General features: G+C 74.2%; 13 protein-coding genes. 9 read left to right on the forward strand and 4 right to left on the reverse strand.

What is annotated here, in order from left to right:
* Positions 1-19 precede the first annotated feature (19 nt).
* From hmgA to MRBLMG1_RS09635, 4 genes are all read left to right on the forward strand, one after another.
* Entirely contained in the window at positions 20-1,333 is a 1,314-nt protein-coding gene (gene hmgA / locus MRBLMG1_RS09620; protein ID WP_367822718.1) for a homogentisate 1,2-dioxygenase, read from the forward strand.
* A 40-nt stretch (positions 1,334-1,373) separates the two neighbouring features.
* The gene (locus MRBLMG1_RS09625; protein ID WP_367822720.1) at positions 1,374-2,123 is read left to right on the forward strand and encodes a GntR family transcriptional regulator; all 750 of its coding nucleotides are present in this window, start codon (positions 1,374-1,376) and stop codon (positions 2,121-2,123) included.
* Between the two features lie 119 nt (positions 2,124-2,242).
* Entirely contained in the window at positions 2,243-3,247 is a 1,005-nt protein-coding gene (locus tag MRBLMG1_RS09630) for a hypothetical protein (RefSeq protein WP_367822722.1), read from the forward strand.
* A gap of 54 nt (positions 3,248-3,301) precedes the next feature.
* Positions 3,302-4,528, forward strand: coding sequence for a type ISP restriction/modification enzyme (locus tag MRBLMG1_RS09635; RefSeq protein ID WP_367822724.1), 1,227 nt, complete (start codon positions 3,302-3,304; stop codon positions 4,526-4,528).
* Here MRBLMG1_RS09635 and MRBLMG1_RS09640 read toward each other — a convergent pair.
* Positions 4,515-5,258 carry a TetR/AcrR family transcriptional regulator gene (locus tag MRBLMG1_RS09640; RefSeq protein ID WP_367822726.1) on the reverse strand — a complete coding sequence of 248 codons (744 nt, stop codon included), beginning with the start codon at positions 5,256-5,258 and terminating at the stop codon, positions 4,515-4,517. The two genes, MRBLMG1_RS09635 and MRBLMG1_RS09640, sit on opposite strands and share 14 nt — an antisense overlap.
* Before the next feature lie 62 nt (positions 5,259-5,320).
* Between MRBLMG1_RS09640 and MRBLMG1_RS09645 the strand changes: the two genes are divergently transcribed.
* From MRBLMG1_RS09645 to MRBLMG1_RS09655, 3 genes are all read left to right on the forward strand, one after another.
* Positions 5,321-6,259 carry an ATP-binding cassette domain-containing protein gene (locus MRBLMG1_RS09645; RefSeq protein ID WP_367822728.1) on the forward strand — a complete coding sequence of 313 codons (939 nt, stop codon included), beginning with the start codon at positions 5,321-5,323 and terminating at the stop codon, positions 6,257-6,259.
* Positions 6,256-7,032: an ABC transporter permease gene (locus MRBLMG1_RS09650; protein WP_367822729.1), complete on the forward strand. Its 777-nt coding sequence runs from the start codon at positions 6,256-6,258 to the stop codon at positions 7,030-7,032. The genes MRBLMG1_RS09645 and MRBLMG1_RS09650 overlap by 4 nt, the downstream gene beginning before the upstream one ends.
* A gap of 107 nt (positions 7,033-7,139) precedes the next feature.
* A complete protein-coding gene (locus MRBLMG1_RS09655; RefSeq protein WP_367822731.1) occupies positions 7,140-8,336 on the forward strand; it encodes a CaiB/BaiF CoA transferase family protein in 1,197 nt (398 codons plus the stop codon).
* A gap of 109 nt (positions 8,337-8,445) precedes the next feature.
* On the opposite strand, the gene MRBLMG1_RS09660 is transcribed toward MRBLMG1_RS09655, so the two are convergent.
* Complete coding sequence (locus MRBLMG1_RS09660; RefSeq protein ID WP_026058652.1) at positions 8,446-8,718, reverse strand: hypothetical protein; 273 nt, start codon at positions 8,716-8,718, stop codon at positions 8,446-8,448.
* Positions 8,719-9,030: 312 nt separating this feature from the next.
* Between MRBLMG1_RS09660 and MRBLMG1_RS09665 the strand changes: the two genes are divergently transcribed.
* On the forward strand, positions 9,031-10,209 hold the full coding sequence (locus MRBLMG1_RS09665; protein WP_367822733.1) for a protein kinase domain-containing protein: 1,179 nt from the start codon (positions 9,031-9,033) through the stop codon (positions 10,207-10,209).
* Here the strand turns inward: MRBLMG1_RS09665 and MRBLMG1_RS09670 are convergent.
* Complete coding sequence (locus tag MRBLMG1_RS09670) at positions 10,193-10,999, reverse strand: SGNH/GDSL hydrolase family protein (RefSeq protein ID WP_367822735.1); 807 nt, start codon at positions 10,997-10,999, stop codon at positions 10,193-10,195. The genes MRBLMG1_RS09665 and MRBLMG1_RS09670 overlap by 17 nt on opposite strands.
* Before the next feature lie 199 nt (positions 11,000-11,198).
* Here MRBLMG1_RS09670 and MRBLMG1_RS09675 point away from each other — a divergent pair, with 199 nt between their 5' ends.
* Positions 11,199-12,317, forward strand: a complete 1,119-nt coding sequence (locus MRBLMG1_RS09675) for a DUF5925 domain-containing protein (RefSeq protein ID WP_367822737.1) — start codon at positions 11,199-11,201, stop codon at positions 12,315-12,317.
* An 18-nt stretch (positions 12,318-12,335) separates the two neighbouring features.
* Here the strand turns inward: MRBLMG1_RS09675 and MRBLMG1_RS09680 are convergent, their stop codons facing one another.
* Positions 12,336-12,710, reverse strand: coding sequence for a GntR family transcriptional regulator (locus MRBLMG1_RS09680; protein ID WP_367822738.1), 375 nt, complete (start codon positions 12,708-12,710; stop codon positions 12,336-12,338).
* Positions 12,711-12,732: the final 22 nt, after the last annotated feature.

Raw genomic sequence — 12,732 nt, forward strand, 5'->3', positions numbered from 1 at the left:
CTCAGGACAGGAGCGGGCGATGACCACGGAGCAGGCCAGGAAGACGGCCGAGGCGCTCACCTACAGCACCGGTTTCGGCAACGAGCACAGCTCGGAGGCGGTCCCCGGGGCCCTGCCGGACGGCCGCAACTCACCGCAGCGCGCACCCCTCGGCCTGTACGCCGAGCAGCTCAGCGGCAGCGCCTTCACCGAGCCGCGGTCCCACAACCGCCGCTCCTGGCTCTACCGGATCCACCCCTCGGCGGCGCACCCGCCGTTCACCCGGATCGACAACGGCGCGCTGCACGGCGCGCCCTTCACCGAGACCGTGCCCGACCCCAACCGGCTGCGCTGGAACCCGCTGCCCGACCCGGCCCCCGGCACCGACTGGCTGGCCGGCCTGTGGACCCTCGGCGGCAACGGCGACGCGGCGCAGCGGACCGGCATGGCCGTGCACCTCTACCACGCCAACGCGTCCATGGACCGGGTCTTCGGCGACGCGGACGGCGAGCTGCTGATCGTCCCGGAGCGCGGCGGCCTGCTGCTCCGCACCGAGCTGGGCCTGCTCGCCGCCCACCCGGGCGAGGTCGCGCTGATCCCGCGCGGGGTCCGCTTCCGCGTCGAACTGCTCGACGAGACCGCCCGCGGCTACGTCTGCGAGAACTACGGCGCCCCCTTCCAGCTCCCCGACCTCGGCCCGATCGGCGCCAACGGCCTGGCCAACGCCCGGGACTTCCGGGCCCCGGTCGCCGCGTACGAGGACGTCGAGGGTCCGGTCGAGGTCGTCAACAAGTACTGCGGCAACCTCTGGTCCGCGACGTACGGCCACTCGCCGCTCGACGTCGTCGCCTGGCACGGCAACCACACGCCGTACGTCTACGACCTGCGCCGTTTCAACGTCATCGGGACGATCTCCTACGACCACCCCGACCCGTCGATCTTCACGGTCCTCACCTCACCCACCGACACCCCGGGGCTGGCGGGCGTGGACTTCGTGGTCTTCGCACCGCGCTGGCTGGTCGGCGAGGACACGTTCCGCCCGCCGTACTTCCACCGCAACGTGATGAGCGAGTACATGGGCCTGATCGAGGGCGCCTACGACGCCAAGGCGGAGGGTTTCGTGCCGGGCGGCGGCTCGCTGCACAACATGATGTCCGCGCACGGCCCCGACCGGGAGACCTTCGACAAGGCCAGCGCCGCCGAGCTGAAGCCGCAGAAGATCGACGACGGCCTTGCCTTCATGTTCGAGACCCGCTGGCCGATGACCGCGACCGCGCAGGCCGCGGGCGCGGACCACCTGCAGAAGGGATACGACGACGTATGGCAGGGTCTGGAGCGCCACTTCCGGCCGTAATGTCTCGGCCGTAAGCCCGTAGCCTTCGTACGGAGAACCCGTGACCGCCTTCGCACCCGACTCGCTGGTCCTGAACCGCAAGCTGCCGCTCTGGTATCAGGTCTCGCAGTCGTTGCGCGCCTCGATACTGGGCCGCACGCCCGACGCCTCGCTGCGGCTGCCCACCGAGGAGCAGCTCGCCGCCCACTACGGCGTGAGCGTGCTCACCATGCGCCAGGCCCTCAAGGAGCTGGAGGAGGAGGGGCTGATCAGCCGGCACCGGCGGCGCGGCACGTTCATCGAGCCGGGTGCCCGGCGGTGCACCCCCCGCCGGCTGCTGGGCTCGATCGACACGATCGTGGCCCAGCAGTCGGGCGAGCGGACGACGGTCCTCGGGCACGGCCCCGAACCGGTGCCGGGCGAGCTCGCCGAGTACTTCCCCGACGTGCCGGAGGTCGTGGCGTACCGGCGGCTGCGCCGTGACGGGGAGAGCGACGAGCCGACCAACTGGGCGGAGAACGCGGTGCTCCCCGAGCTCGCCGCCTCGATCGACCCGGCCGATCTGGTCCGCTGGCCGATGACGAAGGTGCTGCGGGACGTCGTCGGGGTCCGGATCAGCCGCATCACGGACACCGTCGAGGCCCGGCTCGCCGACCCGGAGACGGCGGGCCTCCTTCAGGTCCCGCTCCTCTCCCCGATCCTCCACTACACCGGCGTGACCTACGACGAGGACGGCCGGGTCGTCGACGTGGCCCGCATCCGCTACCGCGGCGACCGCTTCTCCTTCACGGTGACCGTGGGAGCGCAGTGACCCCTGCGGGACGGCGGTGGCTGCCGGACCCGGGCAGAGACGGTTGCGACACGCTGCCGGAACCAGCCTCTCACCCTCCGGTCCGCACCGTGCCAGCCTGACGGCGGGGGGATGACCACATGAGGCACGTACCTTTCTTCCGCTGGGTTCTGACGGTCGGTTTCACACTCTTCGCGTGTTCGGTCGGGCTGTACGCGATCGAGTCGGACGCGGAGCTGCCCGCGACGCGCCAGATCGACCTGGCGGTGGTCCACGAGGAGCCCGACGGCACCTGCCGGGTCCGGTGGAGCGACCCGTACGGGAAGAAGACCCGTGAGGGGCCGTACCACTGCGACGCCGGCCGGAGCGACAGCCTCAAGGCGCCGAACTACGGGGACAGCCGGGGCTACGGCTGGGCGTCCGGGTTCATGTTCACGGAAGGGCCGGACCGGGGGGACCTGGACGACGTCGAAGCCGACTCGCAGGAGGGCCTCTCCACCTCGGACACCCTCCTGCTGCTGGGGGTGCCGCTCATCCTGGCCGGACTGGTCGGCGGGAACCTCCGTGCCCTCCCCCGGGTCCTCGGCGTGGAGGCGCGGCTCGTGCACCGCGCGGTCCGGCTGGCCGAGGCCGCCGGGTGGGCGTCCGAGGACTACGCGCGGGCGGTGAACGCGGTGCGGGACGCGGGGCGGGACGCGGGGCGGCGGGGGAAGCTCGGCGCGGTGCCCGACCCCGAACTGGTCCGCGCCCTGTGGGTGCTGCGGGAGGCCGGACCACAGGCGCGCGCGGCGGCGGCGACCGCCCGCATGCTCGCGAAACGACTGCGCCCGCTGCTGGAGAGGGCGGCCCCCGCCGCCGGGCTGGGCAACAGACTCCAGGCCGGACCGGCGGCCCGCGCCGACGCCGAGGCCGCGGTCGCCGAGCTGCGCCGGCTGCTGGCCGACGCCGAACGGCACGGCCTGTGGGAGCGGTTCGCACAGACCTCGGTCGACCTGCTCCGAGGGCAGGACGCCGACCGGGCCGCCCTCGCGGCCGGGGCGGACTTCGAGCAGGACCCCGAGGCGTACCGCCGTCTCCTGGAGGACCTCGCCGATCGAGCCGGCGCCCGGCCGAATCCCCCGCGCCGCCACCGCGGGCACCGCTGAGAGGTCCGCCGCGGCACGGCCGGCGCTGGCCCCGTACGGACGGCCGTCGTTAGCATGCGGGGCGTGACGGAAGCCCCCCGAACGGAAGCCGCCCGCGCCGATGACGAGCCGCCCCTCCTCGACGAGCTGATGCCGTGGTCCGTGGCCCCGCTGCGGTTCGGGCGGTCATGGATCGTCGCCCCCGACGCGCGCACCCTGCGGGCACGCTGGGACCGGTTGGCGGCGGCCGAGGGGGCCGAGCGGGAGGCACTGTTCCGGCCGAGCCGGGCGCGGACGCCGGTGAGCGCGGTGGCGGCGCTGCCCGGGCAGCGGACCGGGACCGCGCGGTTCGCGCGTGAGCCGGGCCCGTGCCCGGCGCCGGTGCGGGTCGCGCACGGGCCGTTCGACGAGCAGTGGCTGCTCCCGGACCATCGTCTGATCGACACCGCGCGCCCGGAGCTGTGGCGGGTGGCCGGGGAGCCGCAGCTCTTCGCCGTCGAGCAGGGGTACGTGGCCGGGGCGCCCGGTCCCGCGCTCCTGGTGACCGCGGCGCTCCCCGAGGGGCGTTCCCCGGCGGGCCGTCCGGGCCGCATCCGGCCGCTGTTCCGGCGCCCCGGAGGCCTGGAGCCCAACCTCGCCCCCGGTCTGCTCGGCTTCCTCGGGGAGCGGTACGGGCGCGAGGTCGACGCCCGGGAGTGGCTGGCGTGGACCGTGGCGGCGGCCCTCCCCTCCCCCGCCGGGTGCCGGGTCCCGCTGGCCGGGGACCCGGAGGTGTGGGCGGCGGGCGTGGCGCTCGGCCGGGAGCTCGTGGACGTGCAGGCGCGCGGCGCGCTGAGCGGGACGAAGCCGAGGCTGCCGGGTGGGCGCAGGCCCTATGTGCGGGCGGCGGTCCCGGCGCGGCCGACGTCGATCGCGTACGACGCCGGGGAGGAGGTGCTCGATCTCGACGGGGGCCGTATCTCGCCCGTACCGGTGGAGGCGTGGGACTACCGGGTCGGCGGGGTGCGGGTGCTGGAGCAGTGGTTCGCGCACCGGACCGCGCCGGCGGAGCCCGGGTCCCTGGAGGCGATGGGGCCGGGCGACTGGCCGCAGGAGTGGACCTCGGAGCTACTGGACCTGATCACCGTGCTGGCGCTGCTCGGCGCGCGGGAGCCGGAGCGGGCGGCGTTCGCCGCCGGGGGCCTCGGCGGGTCGGAGCTCCGGGCCGCCGGGGTGCTGCCGCCGCCGGACGGGTCCCGCCGTCCCGCGTCGGTGCTCGATCATCAGGAGGAGGGCCCGGAGGGGCAGTTCATGCTCCTGTGACGGGCGTTCCCGCGGCCGGGGGCGCGAAGGAGTCGAGGAGGCGGGCGATGGTCATCGCGAAGATCTCGTCCGCGTCGACGGGTGCGGCGGGAGCCTCGGCGAGCAGTCCGGCGAGGTGCGGGTAGCGTCCGCTCGCCACCTGTCCCATGAGGTAGGCGCCGCGGACGGCCTGTTCCTCCGCCTCGGACCAGGGAAGTCCGCGGGCGCGCTCGGCGATGGCCTGCTCGTTGGCGACGGTGGCCATGACCGTGCCGTTGACCATGGCGATCAGCTGCATCTTCAGTCCGGCGGGGACGTCCAGGGGCGCGAGGCAGCCCAGGCACCACTCCAGGAAGAGCAGGGCGTTGGGGCTGAATCCGTAGGCGGTGGTCATCACGCGGGGCAGCCAGGGGTGCCGGTACATGATCGCGCGGGTCTGGTGGGCGATCGAGGTCATGTCGGCGCGCCAGTCGCCGCTGGGCTCCTCGGGGAGCTCGTACTCGCCGCTGACCGCGTCGACCATCAGCTCGTACAGGTCCTCCTTGCGGGGGACGTAGTTGTAGAGCGACATGGTGCCGCAGCCGAGTTCGGCGGCGACGCGGCGCATGGAGACCCCGTCGATGCCGTCGGCGTCGGCGATGCGGACGGCCGCGTCCACGATGTCCCGCCGGCTGTACGCCGGTTTCGGGCCGCGGCCCGTGCGCTCGGGGCGCGCCCAGATCACTTCCGGTTCGGCCGCTCGGCCCGCCATGGATCATCACCTCCCCACCATCGTAGTTACGTACACCGTACGTAGTGAGCTATGGTCACCCCATGACGACTACGTACGCTGTACTTAGTGAAGGTCTGCAGAAGCGGTACGGCGAGGTCCACGCCCTCCGCGGCCTCGACCTGGCCGTCCCCGAGGGCACCATCCACGGGATCCTCGGCCCCAACGGCGCCGGCAAGACCACGGCCGTCCGCGTCCTCACCACCCTCGTCGCCCCCGACGCCGGCAGCGCCCGGGTCGCGGGACACGACGTGGCGCGCGACCCGGCCGGGGTACGGAAGCGGATCGCGGTCACCGGGCAGTACGCCTCCGTCGACGGCGACCTCACCGGCGCCGAGAACCTCCGCCTCTTCGCCCGGCTCCTGCGCGCCCCGCGCTCCCGCGCCGACGAGCTCCTTGAGCGCTTCGGCCTGGACGCCGCCGCCGACCGGCCCGCCCGGACCTACTCCGGCGGCATGCGGCGGCGCCTCGACCTCGCCGCGAGCCTGCTCGTACCGCCGCGGGTGCTCTTCCTCGACGAACCCACCACCGGCCTCGACCCGCACAGCCGGAACGGGATCTGGGACGCCGTACGGGAGTTGGCGGCCGACGGCACGACCGTGCTGCTCACCACCCAGTACCTGGAGGAGGCCGACCGGCTCGCCGACGACATCGTGCTGATCGACGAAGGACGGGCCGCGCAGCGCGGCACCCCGGCCGAACTCAAGGCGCTCGTCGGCAGCTACGCCGAGGTCACCGTCTCCGACCCGTCGTCCCTCGAAGCGGCAGCGGCCGTCCTCGACCGGCTGACCGGCTCGGCCCCGACCCTGGACACCGAGCGGCACACGGCCGGCGCGGTGACCACGGACACCACGCTCACGCTCCCCCGGATCGTCCGTGCGCTCGACGCGGCCGACGTCCACATCATCGACGCCTCGCTGCGCCCGCCCACCCTCGACGAGGTGTTCCTCCGCCTCACCGACCGGAAGGAACTCGCCGCATGAACGCCCTCGCGCACGACGGGACCGCCGTCCTCGGCCGCCACCTCCAGCGGATCCGGCACGCGCCCGCGATCACCGTCATGACGCAGACGATGCCGATCGTCTTCCTCCTCTTCTTCGGGTACGTCTTCGGCAGCGCGCTCGCCACGCCCGGCGCCGAGTACCGGGCCTTCCTGGTGCCCGGCATGCTGGTCGCGACGGCGGCCGGCGGCCTCATGACCGGCATGTTCCAGGCCGCGCAGGACTCCCACCGGGGCGTGATGGACCGCTTCCGGACCCTCCCCGTCAGCCGGTCCGCCGTCCCCCTCGGCCAGGCGCTGGCCGACCTGGTGGCGAGCGCGGTCGGCACGGTCCCGCTGGTCCTGGTCGGGCTCGCGATGGGCTGGCGCGTCGAGGGCACGCTCCCGCAGGCCCTGGGCGCCTTCGGCCTGCTGCTCCTCTTCCGCTTCGCGACGACCTGGGTGGGCATCCTCCTCGGCCTGGCCTCGCGCAGCGAGGAGGCGGCGGGCCAGCTGGGCAGCGCCACCTTCATGCTGCCGCTCCTCTCGAACGCGTACATCCCGACCGGCGGCATGCCCGGCTGGCTGCGGACGGTCGCCGAGTGGAACCCGATCTCGGCGGTCACGACGGCCGTACGCCACCTCTTCGGCAACGCGCCGATCCCCGCGGACGCGGCCTGGCCGGTGGCCCACCCGGTCGCCGGGGCGCTGCTGTGGTCGCTGGGCCTGCTCGCCGTCTTCGCCCCGCTCGCGGTCCGGCGGTACGCCCGCCGCTGAGCAACGCCCGCCCGACGCACCCGAGGCCCTCCGGCGGGCACCCCACCGGCCCCGCGTGACGCATCCCCTGATGACAGGAGCCGCGGGGCACGGTAGGCAGGGCTGTCATGAGCACCCAGCCACTCCCCCTCGAAGGGGTCACGGTCGTCGCCGTCGAACAGGCCGTCGCCGCGCCCTTCGCCACCCGGCAGCTCGCCGATCTCGGCGCCCGTGTCGTCAAGATCGAGCGCCCCGACGGCGGGGACTTCGCCCGCGGTTACGACACGGCGGCCCGCGGCCTCGCCTCCCACTTCGTGTGGTGCAACCGCGGCAAGGAGTCCGTGGCGGTCGACCTCAAGGACCCCCGGGGGCTCGACCTCGTCCGGCGGCTGGTGGCCGGCGCCGACGTCTTCGTCCAGAACCTCGCGCAGGGGGCCGCGGCCCGCCTCGGCCTCGACGCCGCCACGCTCTGCGCCGCGCACCCGCGGCTGATCGCCGTGGACGTCTCCGGGTACGGGGCGACGGGACCGTACGCGCACAAGCGGGCGTACGACATGCTCGTCCAGTGCGAGGCGGGGCTGGTGTCGGTCACCGGGACCCCGGAACAGCCGGTCAAGTCCGGGATCCCGGCCGCCGACATCGCGGCCGGGATGTACGCCTTCTCGGGCGTCCTCGCCGCCCTGGTCCGGCGCGGCACGACCGGCCGGGGCGGTCCGGTGGAGGTCTCCCTGCTCGACTCGCTGGCCGAGTGGATGGGACACCCTCTGCACCACGGGGCGCACGGGGGCGCCGCCCCGGCGCGCACGGGACTCGCGCACGCGGTCATCGCCCCGTACGACGCCTACCCGACCGCCGACGGGGGCCTGGTGCTGCTGTCCGTGCAGAACGACCGGGAGTGGCGGCGGCTCGCCGGACAGGTCCTCGGCCGGCCCGGTCTCGCCGACGACCCGGCCTTCGCGACCAACACGGCGCGGGTCGCCGGACGCGCGGCGACGGACGCGGTCGTCGCGGGGGCACTGGCCCCGCTGACGACCTCCGAGGCGCTGGCCCGGCTCGACGCGGCGGGCATCGCCTGCGCCCGCCTCAACTCCGTGGCCGAACTCGCCGCCCATCCCCAGCTGACGTCACGCGACCGCTGGCGGGAGGTCGAGTCGCCCGTCGGGCCGCTGCGCTCGCTGCTGCCGCCGATCGTCTTCCCGGACGCGCCGGAGCCGCGCATGGACCGGATCCCGGCCCTCGGGCAGGACACGGACGCCGTGCTCACCGAACTCGGGGTGGCCGAGCGGGAGCTGAAGGAACTGCGGAGCACCGGCGTGATCGCCTGACGGACACCGCATGAGGGCCGCGCGGGCCCCGGACACGACTGAACGCCGGACGGGCGGGGACACGTCCGGCGGGGTCGCAGTCGGGGCCGTACGGACGGCCCGGGGTTCGCTAGCGGCGCGCGCCGAAGAGCGAGCGGCGCAGTCGGCGGAGCGGGGCGAAGAGCGAGACCCGTGCGCTGCGGCTGCGATGACCGTGCACCGCCGGCTCGTGCGTACGCGCCGTCAGTTCCCGCATCAGCAGCGTCGCCTCGGCCACCTCGCGCTGGGGCACGGCGGGGCCGCCGAGCACCGCGAGATGGCGGTCGAGTCGCGAACTCGTCGCGCTGCTCCCGCAGGTGATGGCAGGCACTCGCGGCCTGCTGCGCATTGCTATCTGTTCCATGTCACTCCCCACCCGTACAAGGGCACCCGGCCCGGGCAGGCTAACCCTATCGCCCCGCCACGACACCCGTGTATCCCGCCGACGGGATTCACCGCACTCGTACGAGGGTTGACGGTCACTGTCCGAATCCATCTGATTCCAGGGCGAGTTGGACAGCACTCGAACACCTGCCGAACCATCACGAACCATCCTGCACCCCGGCCCCTCGGTCTCGGACCGGAAGGCCGGTGTGATCTCCGACACCAAGATCGTCGGGACGCTCCCGCCGACGGACCGGGGCCAGGAGGGCGCCCCTCGGGCTACCGTGGATCCATGACGGTGATCGCGGGTCGTTACCGGCTTCTGGACGTCCTCGCCGAGGGGGCGACGGGCACCGTCTGGCGCGCCCTGGACGAGTCGCGCATGCGCGAGGTGGCCCTCAAGGAGCTCCGGCTCCCCGACGGCGTCCCCGCGGGCGACGTCCCCCTCCTGTACGCGCGCCGCGAGCGCCGGGCGCGCGCGGCCGCCCGGCTCTCCCACCCCGCGGTGGTGACGGTCCACGGCGTCGCCACCGAGGACGGCCGGCCCTGGATCGTCATGGAACTGGTCCGCGGCCTCACCCTCGCCGAGACCCTCGACGCGGGCGACCCCCTCCCCCCGCGCGAGGCGGCGCGCGTCGGCCTCGACGTCCTCGGCGCGCTGCGCGCGGCCCGCGAGGCGGGCGTCCCGCACCGGGGCGTGGCACCGCGCCACGTCCTCCTCGGGAACGACGGGCGGGTCGTCGTCACGGGCTTCGGCAGCGACCCGGGCGCCGGCCCCTCCGCCGGTGGCACGGGCGCCGGCCCCGCCGGCGGTGTCCTCGGCAGCGGCTCCGCGGCTCCCGGCGGTCCACCGGGACCGGACCTGCGGTCGCTCGGCGCTCTGCTCGACGCGGCGGCGGGCGCCAGGATCGGGCCTCTGGGCGCGCTGATCGAGGAGTTGCTGGGGTCCGAACCGCCGGCCCCGGACCGTGTCGAGCGGGAGCTGCGGCAGTTGTCCGGCCAGGCGTCCGGGCCGACCCCGCCCGTCCGTCCCGGATCCGGACGGGGCCGCGACAACAGCCGTACCGCCCGGAAGGGTTCCCCTGCCAGTGAACGGGCGGCCGGATCGGGAGGCGGACCGGGTCGCGGACCGGGAGGTGGACCGGGAGGCGGACCGGCACGCGGACCGGGAGGCGGGTCCGGAGACGGGCCGGGAGGCGGGTCGGGAGACGGCTCCGGAGGGGGCTCGGGAGACGGGCCCCGCCCCGTGACGGCTCGCCTCCGGGACCCCCGGACGGGTGCGCCCCGACGGGGACCCGTCCTGGTGGCCGGGGTCGTCGGGGCGCTGCTGATCGCGGGGGCGCTGACGTATCACGTGGTGCGGGACGGCGGTTCGGGCGCCGGGCCGGAGCGGGGCGGGGCGACGAGCACCGCTCCGGCCGGTCCCGGCGCCACGGGTACGGGCGACGGCCCGGTTACACCGCGCCGTTGAAGGAGGGCAGGTAGCCGCCGGACTGGCCGGCCGCGGTCGGGTGGTACGACTCCCCGACGTTGAGCCAGTTGAGGCTGTGGAGCCAGGCGGAGCCGGAGCAGATCTCGTGGCCGGTGAAGGGCGGGACGACGCTGGCGAAGGCGAAGCCGTGGTCGGCGGCGCGCTTGGCGACGGCCGCGTTGAGGTAGTCGGAGGCGCCGTTGATGGCGCTGCGCTCGCCCTCGCTGAGGCCGGCGATGCAGCTGCCGTTCAGCTGGTAGAAGCGCGGGTAGCCGAGGACGACGACGCGGGCGGCGGGTGCCTTGTTCCTGATGGCCGTGTAGACGGAGTCGAGCTTGCCGGGAAGCGTGGTGTCCACGTAGCTCTTGGCCTGATTCACACGGCTGATGCAGGTGGCCTCGGACTGGAGCACACAGGTCGTCATGACGTCGGCGAATCCGGCGTCATTTCCCCCGATCGTGATCGACACCAGGTCGGTGGCGGACGAGAGGGGTCCGAGCTGGTTGGCGGTCACATCACCCGTTCGGGCGCCGGAGCAAGCGGTGAAGGCGAACGACGAGGGGGCGTTGGCGTTCTTCCAGAGGACCGGGTACGCCTTCGTGGAGCGCTTGCAATCGCCGCTGGCGCTGTCGTAGCTGCCGGCACCGACGCCGGAGGAGTACGAGTCCCCCAGGGCCACGTAGTCGAGCGCGGCGGTCTCGGCGGCCTGTGCCGCGCTCGCCCCGGTGAGGGCGAGGACGGCACCGAGCAGGAGCGAGGACGAGAGCGCGGTGAATCGGGACAGTCTCATGGAACCTCCTGTAGCAGGGTCTCTGCGTTACCAGGTAGTAGCATCGGATCCGCCGCGCCGGAAGTGTTCATGTCAAAACTGGGGGTCGACAGCCCCCGATCCTCCGTCAGCGACCGTCGAGATCCGGCCACTCCGCACCGAACGGCGCGGAGAACGTCCCGTTCAAAACACAGTGCGCGGAATGCCCGGTTGCCGGATCATGGGCGCCATGGCTGACACCCCACCAGCACCGTCCGAGCCGCAGCGGTCGCTGCCGATCCGGCTCAACCTCGACGACAGCGACTCGCCGTCGGACGTCGTCGACGCGCTGTTCCTCGGCCGCTTCGCGACCGGCGAGCAGCCCCACTCGCACAGCACCACCGTGGACCGGGTCAAGCCCGAGGCGACGCTCCTCCCGGCGGGCGCCCGGGTGTTGCGGGCCGCGAAGGACGACGACCGCAGCGCCCTGCTCGCCGAGGGCGACGGCTGGACGCTGCTGGTCTCCCGCTGGAACCGGGGCGCGGACGTCACCGTGACGGCCGCCGACGCGGACCTGGCCGAGCGGATCCTCAAGGAGGCCACCGACGGCGCCAAGGACGAGCCCGAGCCGCAGCCCGAGAACGTGACGATGGGGTTCTGGTACGTGTCCCCCCGGCGCGGCCCGCACCGGACCACCCGGCAGATCAGCGCCGGCACGTGGGACGAGGTGCGGCCCAACTACTCGGCGCCGGTGGCCGACTCCATGGACCGCCTGATGAAGGTGACCCCCGACTCCGTCGCCGGCCGGCTCCTGCTGCTGCACGGGCCGCCCGGCACGGGCAAGACGTCCGCGCTGCGGACCCTGGCCCGGTCGTGGCGGGACTGGTGCCAGGTGGACTGCGTGCTCGACCCGGAGCGGCTCTTCAACGACGTCGGCTATCTGATGGACATCGCCATCGGGGAGGACGAGGGCACGGCGAAGGGGCGGTGGCGGCTGCTGCTCCTGGAGGACTGCGACGAGCTGATCCGGGGCGAGGCGAAGCACACGGCCGGGCAGGCCCTGTCACGGCTGCTCAACCTGACGGACGGTCTGCTCGGCCAGGGGCGCAACGTCCTGGTCGGCGTCACCACCAACGAGGACCTGGAGCGGCTCCACCCCGCCGTGGTCCGCCCCGGGCGCTGCCTGGCCCGCATCGAGGTCGGTCCGCTGACCCGGGCGGAATCGGTGCGGTGGCTGGGCCGCGAGGAGGACGTGCCGCGCGAGGGCGCGACGCTGGCGGAGCTGTTCGCGCTGCGCCGCGGCACGCCCCCGGCGGAACTCCCGGAACCCCGCACGGCGGGGGCGGGGCTGTACCTGTAGGGCCTGCGCCCCGCCGGCTCAGCTGTCGTAGGCGGCGCGCAGCGCCTCGCTCAGCGCCGCCTCCGCCGCCTCGCGGCTGAGGCCGAGACGGCGGGCCTCCTCGGCGAACTGGGCGGCGGCCGTGGCGGCCCGGCGGGTCGCCGCGTCCCCGGCGGCCGCGACGAAGGTGCCGTGACGCCCGCGCGTCTCGATCACCCCGTCCGCCTCCAGTGCCTTGTACGCCTTGGCGACCGTGTTCGCTGCGAGGCCCAGCTGCTCCGCGAGCCCTCGTACCGTCGGCAGCTTGTATCCGACCGGCAGTCTGCCCGACCGGGCCCGCTCCGAGATCTGGGCACGCAGCTGTTCGTACGGAGCGGTGGTGGATTCGTGGTCCACGGCGATGGTGAGTGTCACCCCGCCGATTCTGCCCTCACCC

The sequence above is a fragment of the Streptomyces sp. LMG1-1-1.1 genome, assembly GCF_040815545.1.
In the GTDB taxonomy this organism is placed as follows: Bacteria; Actinomycetota; Actinomycetes; order Streptomycetales; family Streptomycetaceae; genus Streptomyces.